Raw genomic sequence first — 18,061 nt, 5'->3', positions numbered from 1 at the left:
GTCGGTCACTGGAAGTCCCTCGACCGGGTGCGGACCGACAGGGACAGGTGCTCGATCCGGTCGGCCACCAGGTTCACGACCCCGTCCGGCGACCGCTCGAGGATCCCCCGCACGATCACGGCCGGCGCCTCGCGCGCGACCCGTCGGTACCGCCCCCACACGCCGACGCTGCAGATCACGTTCACCAACCCGGTCTCGTCCTCGACGTTCATGAACGTGATGCCGGACGCCGTCGCCGGACGCTGCCGGTGCGTCACGATCCCCCCGACCTCGACCCGCCGTCCGGTCTCGGCCGTCGCGGTGTCCTGGACGCTGAGCACCCCGCGGGCCACGAGGCCGCCACGGACGTGCCGCACGGGATGGTCGTCCGTCGTCATCCCCGTCGACCACATGTCCGCGATGAGGACGTCACCGCTGGTCATCTGCCCGAACAGCGGCGGCTGCACCGTCACCTGGGTGTCGGGCAGCTGGTCGGGACGCTCGGCCGCGGCCTGTGCCGCCGACCACATCCCACCCCGCCGGTCGACCCCGATCGACGCGAAGGCGTCGGCGGCAGCGAGCGCCTCGAGCTGCGCCGTGGTCAGGCCGACACGGCGAGCGAGGTCGGACATGTCGGTGAAGGGACCGTGGGCGTCCCGCTCGGCGACGATCTTCTCGGCGCTCTTCCGGCCGAGCGAGGAGACCTCGGCCAGCCCGAGGCGGACCGCGAAGGCGCCGTCCCGCCGGTGCCGCGCCGTGTCGTCGGGCGTGGCCTTGTCGAACGGCAGCACCGGGGGTTGTTCCTCGGCCAGGCAGTGGTCGTGACCCGTCGCGTGGACGTGCGCCGCGCCTCCTGGACCACCGGCGGCGTCGTCGTCGTCGGCGTCGGCGTCGTCGTCGTGCAGCGGCTCCAACGTGGCGTCCACGCCGGACCGCAGGATGTCCGGTCGCAGGACGGTGACCCCGTGCCGTCGGGCGTCGGCCACCAGGGTCTGGGGTGAGTAGAACCCCATCGGCTGCGCACGGAGCAGCGCGGCGAGGAAGGCTCCGGGGTAGTGCAGCCGCATCCACGCGCTCGCGTAGACGATGAGCGCGAAGCTGATGGAGTGGCTCTCCGCGAAGCCGAAGTTCGCGAACGCCTGGATCTTGGCGTAGATGGCGTCGGCGTCCTCGCCGTGGATGTCGTTCGCGGCCATCCCGGCGTAGAGCTTCTCGCGGAGCCGGTCGATCTTCTCGTGCCCGCGCTTCGACCCCATCGCACGCCGGAGCAGGTCGGCGTCGTCCCCCGAGCACCCGCCCACCGCGATCGCCATCTGCATCAGTTGTTCCTGGAAGAGCGGGACGCCGAGGGTCCGCTCGAGCACGGGTTCGAGCGACGGGTGGATGTACGTGATCGGCTCTTCGCCCGTGCGCCGCCGGATGTACGGGTGGACTGCGCCGCCCTGGATCGGCCCGGGGCGCACCAGGGCGACCTCGATCACGAGGTCGTAGAAGCGTCGCGGCAGCAGTCGGGGCAGCGTCCCCATCTGTGCTCGGGACTCCACCTGGAACACCCCGATGGTGTCCGCGCGGCACAGCTGGTCGTAGACGCCCTGTTCCTCCTTCGGGATGGAGTGCATGTCCCACCGCTCCCCGCAGTGCTCGTCGGCGAGGTCGAACGAGTACTGCAGCGCGGCGAGCATGCCGAGCCCGAGCATGTCGAACTTCACGAGGCCCATGTAGGCGCAGTCGTCCTTGTCCCACTGCAGCACCGTCCGACCGTCCATGCGGGCGTGCTCGATCGGGACGACCTCGCCCACGGGCCGGTCGGTGAGGACCATGCCGCCGGAGTGGATGCCGAGGTGCCGGGGGAACCCGAGCACCTGCTGCGCCATGTCGACCACGGTGTCCGGGATGTCGTGGTCTTGGCTCTCGGTCACCGAGCCCCAGCGTTCGACCTGCTTCGACCAGGCGTCCTGCTGCCCGGGGCTGTGGCCGAGCGCCTTCGCCATGTCCCGCACGGCGCCCTTCGGCCGGTAGGTGATGACGTTCGCGACCTGTGCGGCGTTGAACCGGCCGTACTTCTCGTAGACGTACTGGATGACCTCTTCACGCCGGTCGGAGTCGAAGTCGACGTCGATGTCGGGTTCCTCGTCGCGCATGGCCGACAGGAACCGTTCGAACGGCAGCCCGTAGCGGATCGAGTCGACCGCGGTGATCTCGAGCAGGTAGCAGACCGCCGAGTTCGCCGCCGAACCGCGGCCCTGGCAGAGGATCCCGCGCTCACGGGCGTACTGCACCATGTCCCGCACGATGAGGAAGTAGCCGGGGAAGTCCTTGTCCTCGATCACCGAGAGCTCGCGTTCGATCCGCTCGCGCTTCTGCGGGTCGACGCCGTCGGCGCTGCCGGGGTAGAACCGGCGGGCACCGCGCCAGGTCAGCTCCCGCAGCCAGGACATCGTGGTGTGTCCGTCGGGGACGTCGATGTCGGGCAGCCCGGGCTTGACCGTCTTCAACCGGAACCCGAGCTCGTCGGCGAGTTCGACGCTGTGCTCGACCGCCCCGGGGTAGCGGGCAAACCGCCGGGCCATCTCCGCCCCCGAGCGGAGGTGCGCCGTGGGTGCCGCCGGCAGCCACCCGTCGATCTCGTCGAGACTGCGGCGGGCACGGACCGCGGCGAGCGCCGTCGCCACCGGGAACCGGTCCGGGGTGGCGTAGTGCACGTTGCCCGTGGCCACCGTCGGCAGCGCGTGCTTCGCGGCGAGGGTGGCGAGGGCGTCGTTCCGGGCCGTGTCCATCGGGTCGCCGTGGTCGGTGAGCTCGACGACGACCCCTGCCGTGCCGAACCGGTCGAGCAGGGCGCGCAGGGCGTCCTCGGCCGCGGACTCGCCCCCGCGCTCGAGTGCCTGCCGGACGGCCCCCTTGCGGCACCCGGTCAGCACACGCCAGTGCCCGTCCGACCGTGCTGCGAGGTCGTCGAGGTCGTACCGGGGTCGACCCTTCTCGGCGCCGGCCGCCAGGTGCGCACGCGTGACGGCGCCGGCGAGCCGGTGGTACCCGTCCTGCCCGTCCGCCAGCAGGAGCAGGTGCGTGCCCTCGGGGTCGGGCACGCCGTTCTGCGGTTCGGTCAGCCCGAGGGACAGCTCGGTGCCGTACACCGTGGCGACGGTCGGGTAGGCCTCGGCCACCTCGGCCATGCGTGCGGCACCGTAGAAGCCGTCGTGGTCGGTGAGGGCGAGCCCGTGCAGGTGCAACCGAGCGGCCTCTTCGAAGAGCTGTTCCGGGCCGCTCGCGCCGTCGAGGAAGCTGAACGTCGAGTGCGCGTGCAGCTCGGCGTACGGTACGACGGGCACGTTGGTGTCGTCGGCCACCGGCGGGGCCGTCGGGGCGTACGGCTCCCGCTTGCGGGACCACGCGGGGCTGTCCCCGCCATCGCCGTCGTGCGTGCTGCCGGGGCTCCGCTTGTCGGACAGCGCACGTTCGAACTGGGACCACGGGATCGGTGGGTTGCTGTACCCCATCAGTGCGTTCCCGTCCGGGCGGTCACGTCGCCACCGCCTCGGCCCACCACCGGTGGTCGGCGAGCACGAGGTACCACGCACGGCCGTCGGCGTCGACGAGCTGCAGCCGGTGGAGTCGGCGGCCGCCTGCTTCCCACCAGCGCACGACGAGCGGCCACGGTCCGGCCCACGCCGTCACGGTGTCGAACCGGCCACCGCGCTCCCCTTCGGCACGGAACCGTTCCGGGACCCCGGTGAGGGCGCCGCGGTCGTCGACGTCGACGGTGCCGCCGTCGCCGGTGACGACGTCCACCGGGCGGGGACGGTCGAGCACGGTCGCCGGCGGCGGGCCGGGCAGCTTGCCGGGCCACGGGCGGTCGCGGACGGTCGCCAGCGCACGCTCGCCGCCGACGGGAGCGTCGCCCCACGGCACGAGCACCACGCGTTCGGCCAGGGTGCGCCCGCCGCCGATCCGTGGCGTGACCACCCCGTCGTGCCCGACCAGTCCCTGCACGCGTGCGAGCCCGTGGTGCACGCGTTCGTCCGGCCCGGTCCCCCAGAGCCCGCGTTCGTGGTTCGCCATGTCGTCGACCGCGACGGGCTCGAGCACCACCTGGACGACCGGCGCCTCGAGCCCGGTCGGGTCCACCCCGCCGGCGAGCTGCCAGCGGACCCGGTCCACCACGTCGGCGGCGTCGAACCAGCGCGGGTGCACCCACGTGCGCTCGAGCAGGATGTCCCGCTCGTCGACGATGCCGACCCGGATCGTGGTGGCGACGAGTCCGGCTGCCCGCAGGCGTGCGGCGTAAGTCGTCGGCGGAGCGACGGAACGCGAACGCGATCTGGTCGGCACGGTCGAGCGGGGGTTCGAACGACGCCTCGACTCGGAGTTCGGGCGGGACCGCGCGCGCCGCGACCTCTCGCGGGTCACGGCCGCCGGCGAGCCGGTGCAGGAACGCCCCGGCGAGTCCGAACCGGTCGCGCACCTGCTCGTCGGCCAGCGCGGCGAACTCGCCGAGGGTCTGGATGCCGAGGCGTCCGAGCAGCATCGCGAGGTCGGCGTCGCCGAGCACCCCGAGCGGCAGCCCGGCCAGGAACGGTGCCGAGCCGTCGACGGGCACGATCCGCACCCGTTCCCCCGGACGAGCTGGCCGAGCCCGAGCGGCCTGTTCGGCGGCGAACGGGGTGTCCGCGACGCCGGCCCGCACCCCGGGGGCACCGTGGTCGGCAGCGATGCCGGCGAGGATCGCCGCGGCGGCTCGTTCTCCGCCGTAGTACCGGGCCGGCCCGCGGGACCGCAGCGCGAGGGTGCCCGGGCGGAGGACCTCGACACCGGGGACCGCCGCCTCGACCGCGCGGATGACCGGTTCGAACGCCCGGTGGTCGAGCGCGTCGTCGTAGGGCTGCACGACGAGCTCGGGGCAGCGCGCCTGTGCCTCGCGCACGCGGAGCCCCCGGACCACGCCGTGCTGCCGAGCACTGGCGGAACTGGCGTACACCTGGCCCTTCACCACGAGGGCGAACGGGTGGTCCGGCGGCGACCCAGCAGCGCGAGCGGCCGCGATCACCGGCCAGTCCGGGCACCACAGCACGATCGTCCGGGTCGGCGGGGGCTCGGGCAGCGCCCCACCGCGGGCGAGTGCGTCGGCTCGGATCGACCGTGCATCGGGCACGCCCGCCGCACCCGCGCCGGCCCCGGGCCCGCGTCCGGCGAGGGCACCGGTGACCCGGGACCCGGTCGTCCGGGTCCGGCCGCCGCCACGGGGGCTCACGACGCCACCGCCACGGGACGCAGCACGGGTGTCGTCCGGCCGGGGCCGGACGCCGCAGCGGTGGGGACGGCGGCCCGGACCGTGCCGTCCGCCGCTGGCAGCAGCAGGTCGGCGTCCACCGGTCGGCCCGCTCCGGCACGACCGGACGCCGACACCGTGACCCGTCGTTCCGTCAGGAAGCCGTGTCCGTCCCCGATGCCGCTCCACTCGGACCGGGTCACCCGCAGCGAGACGTCGGCCCCGGGCCAGGACCCGAGCGCGACGAGCGCCCCACCACGCTGACGCAGCCGTGCCGACAGCCGGGAGACGTCGCCGGGAACCACCCGACCGAGCGGACGGGTGAGGACGATCTGGGCGACGTCCGCCAGCGCGGCCGTCACGGTGAGCCACTGGTCACCCGGGTCCGGTACGAGCACGAGCCGTTCGAGGTCGATGCCGGCCGCGGCCGCTGCCTCGACCCCGAAGGACGGCACCCCCACCACCGCGCACCAGGCACCGGCGGCCGAGGCTGCCTGCAGCATCGTCATCGCGAGGAGCACCGACTCGTGCACCGAGTAGGACCCGCCCACGCGGATCGCACCACCCGGCAGGAGCGGTGCGAGCGCCTCGGCCGTGGGCAGCCCCTCGGTGTCGACCCGGGTGGACTCCATCTCGGCCACACGCGACCGCAGCGAGGTGATCCGTTCGAGTGCGGCGCGGGCGTCACCGAGGTGGTCGACCCGCCGCACCGGCCGGGCAGGACCGGGCCGCCCGGTCGGCTCTCCGTGAGCCCCGGGCGATCGGAGTGCCGCCGCCGTCTGCATGCCCTCATATTCGAACATGTGTTCGATGATGTCAATCGGGTCCGACATCCTGTGGACAGTTGCTTCGAACACGCGTTCGACACGCCGTGTGAGCGGTGGATCAGTGCCCTGTGGAGGAGTGACCCGGCACCGCCGCCCGACGATCCGCCGTCACCAGCGGGCGACGGCCCCCACACCGGCGAGCACCGAGCGCGTCTTCGTCTCGACCTCGTCCGCCTCGTCCGCGGCGACCGACGACCACGTCACCGCGCCGCCGGCACCGAACGACCGCGACCACACCGTGCCCCGGTCGTCGATGACCGTCACCAGTGTGCGGATCACCACCGACAGGTCGACCGCGCCGCTGGCCGAGAAGTACCCGATCGCACCCGAGTACAGCCCGCGAGGCCCGTCCTCGAGCCGATCCGCGATCCCCATGGCACTGATCTTCGGCGCGCCGGTCATCGACCCCGGCGGGAAGGCGGCGCGCACCACGGCTGCCCGCGACGTCCCCGCGGGCAGGACCGCACCGATCGTCGACACCATCTGGTGCACGCTCGCGTAGGTCTCGACGTCGCAGAGCCGGTCGACGTGCACCGACCCCGGCACCGCCGTCCGGAGCAGGTCGTTCCGGAGCAGGTCGACGATCATGACGTTCTCGGCACGGTCCTTCGCGCTCACGGCGAGTCCGACACGGACCGCTTCATCCTCCACAGGGTCGTCGGAGCGCCGACGGGTCCCCTTGATCGGCTCCGCGGACACCCTCCCGGACGCATCGATCCGCAGGAACCGCTCAGGAGAACGGCTCGCCACGCGCAGCGGGCCGAGCCGCAGGTACGCGCCGAACGGGACGGGGTCCGCCGCGCGCAGCCGCAGGTACTCGGTCAGGTGGGGGTCCGTGACGGGGCCCCGCCGCGCCTCCTGGACCGGCGGCACCGCGAAGGCGGTCGTGAGGCACACCTGGAACGCGTTGCCCGCACGGATCTCCGCGCGGCACGCGTCCACCGCCGTCTCGTAGGCGGCGCGCGTGACGCGCCCGGTCGCCGGAGCGGGGCCCGGGAGGAACGGGGCCACGTCGTCGACGTCGACCCGCGTGACCGGGGCGGTCACCCTCTCCAGCCATGCGCGGTTCCGCGCGCTGGCCCCGGGTTCCGCATCGCTCGCCAGGGCGAGTGCCCAGGCGTCACCGGCGGCGTCGACGACCACCGCGCGGTCGACGAACCGCAGGTCCGCGTCCGCGTGCCCCTCTGCCGTCCGGTCGACGCCGCCCGACTCGCGACCGAGCTCGTAGCCGAGGAACCCGACCCAGCCGAGCGCGAAGCCGCAGCCCGCGACCGGTTCCGGCAGCACCGGGGTGCGCGCGAGCAACTCGGTGAGGACCACGAAGGCGGGTCGGTCCGATCCCTCGGCGGTCGCGACGCCCCCGAACCACGATCGGGACGCCGGGGTCGTCTCGACGAACGCCCGTCGCGTCTCGTGCCGGAACCGCGCTGCGAACGGGCCGTCCGTCAGCGCCAGGACCGACCACCGGGCACGGGCGCGCGCGGTCGGGGGCGAACCGGCCGGCAGCGAGGAGTCGAGCCAGACCACGTCGGCGCCGGACGCGGCGGCGAGGGCGCCGAGGTCGGGAGTCGACGGCAGCCGCCGGACCTCGATCCGGGCGGACGCGGGTGCTGCCGTCAGACCGCCGCGATCGTCCACGAGGCCGCCGACGAGGACCCGGGCTCGAGCACGACGAGTCCCGCGTCGGACCCGGCGTTGAAGGCGTCCGGCGCACAGGTCATCGGCTCGACCGCGAGACCCGCACGGTGGTACTCCGGCACGACGTGGTCGGCGGTGTGCACCTGCGCCCAGCCGCACTCCGGGCCGAACGAGGCACGGACACCGCGGCCGTCGGCGGCGGTGAGGACGATCGTCGCGGTGCCGTCGGCGTCGCGGTCGAACCCGGTGAAGGCGTGGTCGATGAACCGGTCGCCGATGCGCGTCGCGGAGCGCAGGTCGAACTCGTCGTGCACCGGCGCGAGGCCCGTCGGGACGAGGCGGTCCTCGGTGACCTCGAGCACCTCGGCCGCCGGCAGCGTCAGGGTCCAGTCGTCGACACGACCCTCGCCGGCGACGAGGTACGGGTGCGGACCGGTCCCCCACGGAGCCGCGTCGGCACCGGTGTTCGTGCCGGTGATCGTCGTGTGCAACCCCTCGCCGTCGACGCGGTACTCGACCAGTACCTCGACGCGGAACGGGTACCCGTCCTGGGCGGGCACCGTCGTGCCGAGGACCGCGCGGTCCGGTTCGTGCGCGACGATCCGGAAGTCGGTCCAGGCGACCAGTCCGTGCAGCGCGTGCTGTCGCTTCGGCTCGGTCAGCGCGAGCTCGTGCTCGGTCCCGCCGAACGTGTACTTCCCGTCGACGACCCGGTTCGGCCACGGCGCCAGGACGGCTCCGCGGAAGGCCGGGCGGACCTCGTCGGCGTCGAACGGCACGACCAGGTCGCGTCCTTCGAACCGGAACGTCCGCAGTGTCGCCCCCACCGAGGCGATCTCGGCCGTGTAGCCGCCGGCGGTGATCGTCAGGGCGGAACCGGACAGGGGTGCGTCGCTGCTCATGCGCTCAGCGTAGTGGGGACGCGGGGGGCCGGATCGCCTCGGGCGCGCGTCCCCGGAACGAGAAGACCCCCGCGGTTCCGGAGAACCGCGGGGGTGATGGTGGATCTGAGGGGACTCGAACCCCTGACCCCCTGCATGCCATGCAGGTGCGCTACCAGCTGCGCCACAGACCCGAAGTGTTGGTGTTCCCACCGACTTCAGTGTGCCCCCGTTCCCCGGAGGCACCATAGAAGCGTACACCATGCGAACGCCGGGTGACGAAATCGTCGCCGCCACCCGGGCGCGTCGCACCTACGCGGTGTGGTCCACCGGGAGCTCGAGCGGGATGGTCGGGCAGTCCGACCAGAGACGCTCGAGCGAGTAGTACTGGCGGTCTTCTTCGTGGAAGACGTGCACGACGATGTCGCCGAAGTCGATGAGGACCCAGCGGCCCTCGCTCCGGCCTTCACGACGGAGCGGCTTGGCCCCGGCTTCGAGGAGGCGCTCTTCGATCTCGTCCGCGATGGCGAGCACGTTGCGCTCGTTCCGGCCGGTCGCGAGCAGGAACACGTCGGTGAGCTGCAGCGGCCCGGTCACGTCGAGGGCGACGAGGTCCTCGGCCTGCTTGGCGTCGGCCGCCTGGGCGGCGATCTGCACGAGTTCCACTGCGCGTGAGGAGGCGGTCACGGATTCCTTCCGGTCGATCGACCTGGCAGGCTGCCGGATCGCTTGATGGGTCACGATCATAAGCCACCCACCGACACACGGCCAGGCCGTGCGCGGTGGGGAGGACTCAGAACGTGTGGGTGACGAGGAGCGAGACGATGATGACGGCGGCCGCCGCGACACCGACCGAGCCGATGGTCACGGCGAGGACGACCGGCATCCGCGACTCCTTCGGCTTGGCCGCCGCGAGGACGACCTGCCGCGTCGAGGTGTGGCTCGACACCGCACGGCTGGCACGGACCGGGCTGGCGTCCGTGTCGGGCTGTTCGTCGTGCTGCTCGAGCAGACGGTCGACCTCGGCACCGTCGATCGGCCGGTGCGACCCGGTCGAGGACAGCGACGCCGGCAGGTCGATCGAGCCGGTGAGGATGACCTCGCCCGTGGCGTTCAGCGCACCCGTCGGGTCGGCGAGGGCCGAGTTCGGCAGGATGATCGCGTTCGTGTTGGTCACGGCGACGCGGCGGGTGCCGGTCTCCTCGTCGTGGACCTCGGCGTCGTTCGAGTCGTGCGCCTGCTGCGACCAGTGGCCGACGGGCGGCTCGAACGCGGTCGTGAGGGGCTTCGGCTCGGCCGGACGCTGGAACGAGGCCGGCACGCGGGGGGCATCGGCGTCGCCATCGGTGTCGCCGGCGGACGACGGCGCGCCACTCGACGTGGGTGCCGAGGCAGCACGCGCGGGCTGGGCGGCGTTCTGGACCGGGACCTCGTTCGTGTCGTCCTCGTCCAGCGAGAGCGGGAACACCGCCGGCGTGGAGGACTGGATCGGGGTGCGCTGCGCCGTGGCAGGGACGTCCGGGGTGCCCAGCGTGTCCGGCGTGCTCGGCGCGTCCGAGTCGGCTTCGGTGTCGGACGGCTCGGTGGCCTCGGGCGGGGCCCAGGTCGACCGGTGGCGACGCGGCTCTTCGCTGTGGGCGGCGGCTTCTTCGAGGGGCTCGATCGCGTCGGGCGATCCGTCCGCCTCGGTCGCCTGTGCCACGGCCGCCTGGTCGAGCACGACCGTCTCGGCCGAAGGCTCGGGGTCGACGGAGGACTCCTGCGCGAGCGGCTCTGGCTCGGCGGTCGACGTGCCCGTCGCGGCCGACGTGCCCGTCGCGTCCGTCGCGCCAGGGCGCTCCGGTCCACCGTGCAGCGCGTCGACCGAGCCGAGGACGTCCTCGACGGTGCGGTCGGACGACTGCGGGGTCGGGTTCTGCAGCGGGACGGGCTGGATCGCCTGTCCCTCGGCCGCACGCAGCTGCCGGATCTGCCGACGGGTGAGTCCACCCGAGCCGGGGACGATCTCGGTCGCCGAGGCCGGGGGCATCGACGGCACACCGGAGCCGGCGGACGACGGCGACGAGGCCGACGACGGCACAGCGGACTGTGCGGGTGCGCCGGGGGCGGGAGCGACGTGGCTGCCGGGACGGTGGCGCACTTCCGGCTGCTCGGCCGGGGCGGCGACGGTCGGGGGCGGCGTCACGGGCTGCGCACCGCCCGCGGCGGCACGCTCCCGCTCGCGCGCCTGGCGCCGCGACAGGGGCGGCTGCGCGTCGGACGAACTCATGCAACGCTCCGATACAGATGGTGCTTGGAGATGTACTGGACGACACCGTCGGGGACCAAGTACCACACGGGGAAACCACGTCTCACCCGGTCGCGGCAGTCGGTCGACGATATTGCCAGCGCGGGAACTTCGAGCAAGCTTACGTCTCGTTCGGGCAGACCCGTGATGCTCAAGGCGTGTCCCGGACGTGTCACAGCGACGAAGTGCGCGAGGTCCCAGAGACCATCATGGTCCTTCCAGTCGACAATCTGCTGGACGGCGTCTGCGCCGGAGATGAAGACCAGCTGCGCGTCGGGTCGCTGCTCGTGCAGGTCCTTCAGCGTGTCGACCGTGTAGGTCGGGCCCGGGCGGTCGATGTCCACGCGGCTCACGGTGAACATCGGGTTCGACGCCGTGGCGACGACGGTCATGAGGTAGCGGTGCTCGGCGTCGGTCACACCGGACTTCATGTACGGCTGACCCGTGGGGACGAAGACCACTTCGTCGAGGTCGAACGCGCGCGCTACTTCGGACGCTGCCACGAGGTGGCCGTTGTGGATCGGGTCGAACGTGCCACCCATCACGCCGATGCGAGGCCGCCCCGTGCTCTCGAGCATGGAGTCGCGGGTCAGTGCTCGGCGCGACCGAACTCGTCGACACCCGTCTCGTGGGTGCGCGTGGCCTCGAACTTGTGCGAGTGGCGGTAGGCCACGTCACGGAAGCTCCAGGTCACGAACCCGAGGAACGCGAAGAAGAGGGCACCGACGAGCGGGAACACGTACGCGGGGACCCCCGAGGCGTGCTCAGCGGCTTCTGCGAGGAAGGTCATTGATCCGATGCTCCGTTCGGTCGGGGGAATTCGCCGTTCAGTCTAGCCGCGGATCTGTCCCTGCCCGCGCACGATCCACTTGGTGCTCGTCAGCTCGGGCAGCCCCATCGGCCCGCGAGCGTGCAGTTTCTGCGTGGAGATCCCCACCTCGGCACCGAACCCGAACTCCCCGCCGTCGGTGAACCGCGTCGAGGCGTTCGCCATCACGACCGCGGAGTCGACCTCGGCCAGGAAGCGCTCGGCCGTGTCGACGTCGTTGGTGACGATCGACTCGGTGTGGCGCGTCGACCAGCGCGCGATGTGCGCCATCGCCGCGTCGACGTCGGGCACCACCCGGACGGACAGGTCGAGGTCCATCGACTCGGTCCCCCAGTCGTCGTCCGTCGCCCGGAGCACACCGGGGACGAGCACCCGCGTGGCGTCGTCGCCGCGGAGCGTGACTCCGGCGGCCCGCAGCCGGTCGGCCAGCGCGGGCAGGAGCCGGTCGGCCGCCCGCTCGTGCACGAGGAGCGTCTCGAGCGCGTTGCACACGCTGGGCCGCTGCACCTTGCTGTTCAGGACGATGTCGATCGACCGGTCGAGCGGTGCCGACTCGTCGAGGAACACGTGGACGACCCCGGCGCCCGTCTCGATCACGGGCACCTGCGACTCGGTCACGACGGTCTGGATCAGTGACGCGCTGCCCCGCGGGATGAGGACGTCGACGAGCCCGCGTGCCCGCATCAGGTCGGTCGCGCCGGCACGCCCGAACTCGTCGATCGTCTGCACGAGTTCGCGCGGCAGCCCCGCCGAGGCGACGGCGTCCTGGATCCGGGCGACGAGCACCGCGTTGGTGTGCTGCGCCGCCGAGCCGCCCCGGAGCACGACCGCGTTGCCGCTCTTCAGCGCGAGGCTGGCGATGTCGACCGTGACGTTCGGCCGCGCTTCGTAGATCGCGCCGACGACCCCGAACGGCACCCGCACCTGGGAGAGCTGCAGCCCGTTCGGCAACCGCGACCCGCGGACGTGCTGCCCGACCGGGTCGGTGAGGCCGACGACGTGCTCGACCGCGGCGGCGAGGGCGTCGATGCGGACGGGATCGAGCTGCAGCCGGTCGAGGAGCCCGGACGAGAGCCCGCTCTCCTCGCCCGCCAAGAGGTCCTCGTGGTTGGCCGCGACGATCTCGTCCGTCGCCTGTCGCACGCCCGCCGCGATCGCGAGGAGCGCCGCGTCCTTCACCGCGGTCGTCGCCGTGGCGAGGACCGACGCCGCGTCGCGCGCAGCGACGAGCTTGTCGGTCAGGGTCGGGGCGGATGCGGTCAGCGACATGGCTCGATTCTAGGCGCGGAGGTCCGCCACATGACGGCGGTCCGGCTGACCTGTGGAGGGCCCTGGAGGCGCGGCTCCTGTGGAGGAGTCAGCACACGCCCGCAGCGCCCGCACCACTCGGTCCGCGCGCCCCGCGAGCGGGCACGACACGCCGCAGGCGTGCCGCCGAGGTCGCGGAATCCGTCGCTCGGAGGCGCCGAGAGTGACGAACAATGCCCCCTCGGCGGACGTGAGCGGTGCGTCGAAGCCGACCCGCGCCTCCCGAACCCCGTCAGCCCCGCGCCGCCGCCTCGAACCAGGTCCCGACCTGCTCCCCCGCCAACGCCCGCTCCACGAGCGCCGTCGCCGTCACGAGCACCGCCGTGCCGGCCTCCGCCGCGAGCCGCGCGGCAGCCACCTTCGTCCCCGCTCCCCCGGTCCCCACGCCCGCGGCACCGATCGACCCGAACGTGACCCCGGCGAGCTCGTCGCCGAACGGCACGCGCGTGATCGGCTCCGCACCGGGCTGCTCCGGGGGCCGCGTGTAGAGCGACTCCACGTCGGACAGCAGCACGAGCGCATCGGCCCCGAGCAGCCGGGCCACGAGCGCCGCGAGCCGGTCGTTGTCCCCGAAGCGGATCTCGTGCGTCGCCACGGTGTCGTTCTCGTTCACGATCGGCAGCACCCGCAGCGCGAGCAACCGGTCGATGGCCCGCTGCGCGTTCACCCGGTGCGTCGGGTTCTGCAGGTCCCCCGCGGTCAGGAGGATCTGCGCCGCGACGACCGCGTGCCGGTCGAGTTCCTTCTGGTACCGGAACATCAGGACGTTCTGCCCGGTCGCGGCGGCGGCCTGCTGGGTGGCGAGGTCGTCGGGGCGGCCCTCGAGCCCGAGGAACGGGAACCCGGTGGCGATGGCGCCGGAGGACACGAGGACGACCTCGGTCCCCCGGGCGTGCGCTGCCGCGATGGCGTCCACGAGCGGGGCGATCTGCCCGGTGTTGTCACCGCTGACCGACGACGACCCGACCTTGACCACGATCCGCTTGGCACGCGGGATGTCCTCGCGCCGGGTGACGGGTCCGAGGTCGGTGCGTGCGGTCGTGTCGGTCATGCCGTGGTCAGTCCCTGTCGTCCCGGTCGGCTTCGGCGGGAGACAGGTCTCCGTCCTCCGCCCACAGCCCGGCGATGCGCTCCTGCTCGAGCTCGGCACGCGCCGCGGCCTTGGCGTCCATGCGCTCGAAGTACTCCTCGCGACGCTCGTTGCGGGTCGGACGCGAGGTCGCGCCGATCCGGGCGTCGGTCCCGCGGGCGCTCGTGATGAGTTCCGCGGTCGAGGTGAGCGTGGGCTCCCAGTCGAAGATCGTGCCGCCGTCGCCACCGATGACGACGGTGGACCCGGCGACGGCTCCGGCCTTGAACAGGCCGCCCTCGACGCCGAGCTTCGCCAGGCGGTCGGCGAGGTAGCCGATCGCCTCTTCGTTGGTGAAGTCGGTCTGCTGCACCCAGCGCTCCGGCTTCGCACCGCGGATGCGGTAGAAGCGGTGCTCCTCACCGCCTTCGGCGCGGATGGTGAAGGGCTTGTCGTCGACCGCCTTGGGGCGGAGGACGATGCGCTCGGCCACCGGCTCGGCGGCACGGGAGGCGCGGGCCTGCTCCACGACGTCGGCCAGCGCGAACGTCAGCTCGCGCAGGCCCTTGCGGGACGCGGTCGAGATCGGGAAGACGCGGTAGCCACGGCCCTCGAGCTCGTCGCGCACGAAGGCGGCGAGTTCTTCGGCCTCGGGCACGTCGACCTTGTTGAGCGCGATCATCTGCGGGCGCTCGAGCAGCGGCACCTGGCCCTCGGGGACCGGGTAGCGCTCGAGTTCGCCGAGGATGACGTCGAGGTCGCTGATCGGGTCACGGCCGGGGTCGAGCGTGGCGCAGTCGATCACGTGCAGGAGTGCCTCGCAGCGCTCGACGTGACGGAGGAACTCGAGGCCGAGGCCCTTGCCCTCCGACGCGCCCTCGATCAGACCGGGGACGTCGGCGACGGTGAAGCGGGTGGACCCGGACTCGACGACGCCGAGGTTCGGCGTGAGGGTCGTGAACGGGTAGTCGGCGATCTTCGGCTTCGCGGCGGAGATCGCGGCGATGAGCGAGGACTTGCCGGCGCTCGGGAACCCGACGAGGGCGACGTCGGCGATGGTCTTCAGCTCGAGGCTGACGTCACCGGCCCAGCCCTCGGTGCCGAGCAGCGCGAACCCGGGGGCCTTGCGCTTCGTGGTCGAGAGCGCGGCGTTGCCGAGACCGCCCTGACCGCCGGGGGCGATAACGACGCGCATGCCCGGCTCGGTCATGTCCGCGAGGACGTCGCCGTTCTCGTCGTACACGACGGTGCCGATCGGCAGCGGGAGCTCGAGCGTCTCACCGCTGATGCCGCTCCGCATGTCGCCCATGCCGGGCTGCCCGTTCTTGGAGGAACGGTGCGGCGAGCGGTGGTAGCCGAGCAGGGTCGTGACCTGGGGGTCGGCGACGAGGACGATGTCGCCACCGTCACCGCCGTTGCCGCCGTCCGGGCCGGCCAGCGGCTTGAACTTCTCACGGCGGACCGACACGCAGCCGTTGCCGCCGTTCCCCGCGGTGAGGTGCAGGGTCACGCGGTCGACGAAGGTCGCCATGGGTCCACTCCTTGGTGTTGCAACGAAAGAACGGGAGGGGCGGGCACGTGGCCCGCCCCTCCCGCAGAGTCAGATCGTCGAACTGCTTACGCGTTGACGATGTTGACGACCTTGCGGCCGCCCTTGGTGCCGAACTCGACCGCGCCGGCCGAGAGGGCGAACAGCGTGTCGTCGCCACCGCGGCCGACGTTGGCGCCCGGGTGGAAGTGGGTACCGCGCTGGCGGAGGATGATCTCACCGGCGTTGACGACCTCGCCACCGAAGCGCTTCACGCCGAGGCGCTGTGCGTTCGAGTCACGACCGTTGCGAGTGGAGCTCGCACCCTTCTTGTGTGCCATCTTCTACTCCCGCCTTACGCGATCGAGGTGATCTTGACGCGGGTGAGCTCAGCGCGGAAACCCTGACGCTTCTTGTACCCGGTCTTGTTCTTGAACTTCTGGATGACGACCTTCGGACCGCGGAGGTCCTCGAGCACCTCGGCGGTGACCGTCACGTTGGCGAGCTCGGAAGCCGCCGACGTGATCTTGTCACCGTCCACGAGGAGCACCGGGGCGAGGTCGATGTTGCCCTTGTCGTCGGCCTTGGCACGGTCGATCGTGATGATCGTGCCGACCTCGACCTTCTCCTGACGGCCGCCGGCGCGCACTACTGCGTAAACCACGTGGAAATCCTTACGTAACTCTGCTTGAGGGAAGTCTCGGGTGCCCACTTCTGCACGAGCGGTTCCCGGAGGGCCGGGCCCGATCGGCGACGCAGGCAGAACGGCCCGCTGACACCAGGGATCGAGAATACTCGATGCCCCCAGGTCCGGTCAAACGGCGACACACGTACGATTGCCGTGTGACCGTGATGATCGACCCGCCGACGTGGCCCGCACACGACACTCTGTGGTCGCACCTCGTCAGTGACACATCATACGACGAGCTGCACGAGTTCGCTGGACGCGTCGGTATCCCACGTCGTGCGTTCGACCACGACCACTACGACGTGCCGCTGTCGCGCTACGAGGAACTCGTCGCTGCCGGGGCTACGGCGGTCACCGGGCGCGAGCTGGTGCTGCGCCTGATCGGCAGCGGGCTGCGGGTCGCCCAGCGGGACAAGCACACGTTCTGAGCGCGCGGCCGCGCGCGCACGGTGCGAGATCCCGTGCTGGGTGCGACGGTCGTTCCCTCGCACCCATCCCGGCACCTGGCACGCGGCGCGGCGCGGTGGCGCGCGGCGGTCCAGGAGGCGCGGCGCACCCCCGCCCCGCCGGGCACCTCCCTCGGCGCGCGGCCGACTCCCGGGCGTGGCGTGGCGCGGCGGTGCGGCGCCAGCGCGCGTGGCGAGCCCGAACGACATCGCCGAGGTCGGACGACGTCGGGGACGTCGCACCGCCGCGGGCGCAACGGACGGCGCATACAACCTGCGACAAGGTCGACGTCGGACGACATCGACCATGTCGCACCACGTCGGTGCGCGGCGCGCGGCACACGGCACACGGCCACGAGCCCGCACGCGGCCGCTCAGCGGCTCAGCGCGGTGCCGGACCACCCCACGGGTTCGACGGGGGCTGCGGCGGCGCGTAGGGCGGCACCTGGGCCCCCTGCGCCCCCGGCTGACCCTGCTGCGACGACGGCTGCACGGTCGCCGGCGGCACCGCGTCGGCCGGTCGGACCGTCCCGGGCGTGCCGGGTGCTCCGGGCGCACGACGTCCGCCCCGGGGCCGCCCGAGCCAGAGCCACGCCGCGGTCGACGTCGCGATGAGCATCAGTGTGAACGGCACACCGGACTGCAGCGGGCGGGTGACGACGTCGATGAGGAGCTGGGCGCCTCCGGAGCGGACGGCGCTGAACGTGCCCGTGAAGACCCCGACGAGCGCCAGGGCTATGGTGCCAGCCGCCCCGGCGAGCACGGCGCGGAGGAGCACCGTCGGCAGCGGGCTCCGTCGGTCGACGGGCGTGAGGAACGCCAGCGCGAGGAAGGCCCCGGCGTAGAACGGGAACGGCGTGGCGAACACCCCGGACACGAACCCGCCGACCAGGCTGCCGCCCGCGCCGTAGCTCGCGAACGGGTGCACCACGAACGAGGCGCCGAGCAGGCCGACGAGCCCCGAGACGAACTCGACGAGGACGATCGACACGACGGCGATCAGTGCGCCGGCCGTGTTCGTGACCGACGCTCCCGGAGCGAAGGCCCGACGCGGATCCGCCGGCGTCCGCGGTGGGCGTGGAGCCGGCGCGGACCCGCCGTACTGCGGCCCGCGGTACGGGCCGCCCTGCGGCGCACCGTACGGGACGCCGGACTGCTGCGGCCCGCCGTACGGGGCACCGGACTGCTGCGGTCCCCCGTACGCTCCCCCCGGCTGCTGCGGGGCACCGGCGGGCGGCGCGGGCTGGGACCAGCCCGCGCCGTAGTACCCACGATCGTGCTGCGACCGCTGCGGATCGCCGGGGTTCGACAT

At 72.6% G+C, this 18,061-nt stretch carries 16 protein-coding genes, 1 tRNA gene and 1 pseudogene; 1 reads left to right on the top strand and 17 read right to left on the bottom strand.

Annotation, left to right across the window (positions count from 1 at the left end):
* Nucleotides 1-5: 5 nt before the first annotated feature.
* From QE359_RS10155 to rplU, 16 genes and pseudogenes are all read right to left on the bottom strand, one after another.
* Complete coding sequence (locus QE359_RS10155) at nucleotides 6-3,479, bottom strand: error-prone DNA polymerase (RefSeq protein WP_309779053.1); 3,474 nt, start codon at nucleotides 3,477-3,479, stop codon at nucleotides 6-8.
* Nucleotides 3,480-3,501: 22 nt separating this feature from the next.
* Nucleotides 3,502-4,311: a hypothetical protein gene (locus QE359_RS10150; RefSeq protein WP_309779052.1), complete on the bottom strand. Its 810-nt coding sequence runs from the start codon at nucleotides 4,309-4,311 to the stop codon at nucleotides 3,502-3,504.
* Nucleotides 4,312-4,681: 370 nt separating this feature from the next.
* Nucleotides 4,682-4,957, bottom strand: a pseudogene (locus tag QE359_RS10145) (DNA polymerase Y family protein); the annotation flags it as partial.
* Nucleotides 4,958-5,226: 269 nt separating this feature from the next.
* Nucleotides 5,227-6,051 (bottom strand): hypothetical protein, encoded by an 825-nt coding sequence (locus QE359_RS10140; RefSeq protein ID WP_181015132.1) that lies wholly within the window; start codon nucleotides 6,049-6,051, stop codon nucleotides 5,227-5,229.
* Nucleotides 6,052-6,183: 132 nt separating this feature from the next.
* Nucleotides 6,184-7,713, bottom strand: a complete 1,530-nt coding sequence (locus QE359_RS10135; protein WP_309779051.1) for an anthranilate synthase component I family protein — start codon at nucleotides 7,711-7,713, stop codon at nucleotides 6,184-6,186.
* Complete coding sequence (locus QE359_RS10130) at nucleotides 7,692-8,615, bottom strand: aldose 1-epimerase family protein (RefSeq protein WP_229085104.1); 924 nt, start codon at nucleotides 8,613-8,615, stop codon at nucleotides 7,692-7,694. Before QE359_RS10130 ends, QE359_RS10135 begins: the two co-directional genes overlap by 22 nt.
* 97 nt (nucleotides 8,616-8,712) lie before the next feature.
* Nucleotides 8,713-8,788 (bottom strand) — tRNA-Ala (locus tag QE359_RS10125).
* Nucleotides 8,789-8,906: 118 nt separating this feature from the next.
* A complete protein-coding gene (gene rsfS, locus QE359_RS10120; protein ID WP_070416546.1) occupies nucleotides 8,907-9,281 on the bottom strand; it encodes a ribosome silencing factor in 375 nt (124 codons plus the stop codon).
* A gap of 106 nt (nucleotides 9,282-9,387) precedes the next feature.
* On the bottom strand, nucleotides 9,388-10,863 hold the full coding sequence (locus tag QE359_RS10115) for a hypothetical protein (protein ID WP_309779050.1): 1,476 nt from the start codon (nucleotides 10,861-10,863) through the stop codon (nucleotides 9,388-9,390).
* Nucleotides 10,860-11,459 (bottom strand): nicotinate-nucleotide adenylyltransferase, encoded by a 600-nt coding sequence (nadD, locus tag QE359_RS10110; protein WP_022907294.1) that lies wholly within the window; start codon nucleotides 11,457-11,459, stop codon nucleotides 10,860-10,862. Before nadD ends, QE359_RS10115 begins: the two co-directional genes overlap by 4 nt.
* Nucleotides 11,460-11,470: 11 nt before the next feature.
* Nucleotides 11,471-11,671, bottom strand: a complete 201-nt coding sequence (locus tag QE359_RS10105; RefSeq protein ID WP_070416548.1) for a hypothetical protein — start codon at nucleotides 11,669-11,671, stop codon at nucleotides 11,471-11,473.
* 42 nt (nucleotides 11,672-11,713) lie between these two features.
* The gene (locus QE359_RS10100) at nucleotides 11,714-12,979 is read right to left on the bottom strand and encodes a glutamate-5-semialdehyde dehydrogenase (protein WP_309779049.1); all 1,266 of its coding nucleotides are present in this window, start codon (nucleotides 12,977-12,979) and stop codon (nucleotides 11,714-11,716) included.
* A gap of 271 nt (nucleotides 12,980-13,250) precedes the next feature.
* Nucleotides 13,251-14,069: a glutamate 5-kinase gene (proB, locus tag QE359_RS10095; protein WP_309779048.1), complete on the bottom strand. Its 819-nt coding sequence runs from the start codon at nucleotides 14,067-14,069 to the stop codon at nucleotides 13,251-13,253.
* Nucleotides 14,070-14,076: 7 nt separating this feature from the next.
* Nucleotides 14,077-15,618, bottom strand: a complete 1,542-nt coding sequence (gene obgE / locus QE359_RS10090) for a GTPase ObgE (protein ID WP_309779047.1) — start codon at nucleotides 15,616-15,618, stop codon at nucleotides 14,077-14,079.
* Between the two features lie 86 nt (nucleotides 15,619-15,704).
* Nucleotides 15,705-15,956, bottom strand: a complete 252-nt coding sequence (rpmA, locus tag QE359_RS10085) for a 50S ribosomal protein L27 (protein WP_070416551.1) — start codon at nucleotides 15,954-15,956, stop codon at nucleotides 15,705-15,707.
* 14 nt (nucleotides 15,957-15,970) lie between these two features.
* Nucleotides 15,971-16,279, bottom strand: a complete 309-nt coding sequence (rplU, locus tag QE359_RS10080; protein WP_022905369.1) for a 50S ribosomal protein L21 — start codon at nucleotides 16,277-16,279, stop codon at nucleotides 15,971-15,973.
* 188 nt (nucleotides 16,280-16,467) lie between these two features.
* Here rplU and QE359_RS10075 point away from each other — a divergent pair, with 188 nt between their 5' ends.
* Nucleotides 16,468-16,731: a DUF4031 domain-containing protein gene (locus tag QE359_RS10075; RefSeq protein WP_229085138.1), complete on the top strand. Its 264-nt coding sequence runs from the start codon at nucleotides 16,468-16,470 to the stop codon at nucleotides 16,729-16,731.
* 400 nt (nucleotides 16,732-17,131) lie between these two features.
* Here the strand turns inward: QE359_RS10075 and QE359_RS10070 are convergent, their stop codons facing one another.
* Entirely contained in the window at nucleotides 17,132-18,061 is a 930-nt protein-coding gene (locus QE359_RS10070) for a hypothetical protein (RefSeq protein ID WP_309779046.1), read from the bottom strand.

It is taken from the genome of Curtobacterium sp. SORGH_AS_0776 (assembly GCF_031453355.1).
Taxonomy (GTDB): domain Bacteria; phylum Actinomycetota; class Actinomycetes; order Actinomycetales; family Microbacteriaceae; genus Curtobacterium.
Note: the sequence above shows the minus strand (reverse complement) of the source record. Positions and strands in the feature narration are given on the sequence as shown.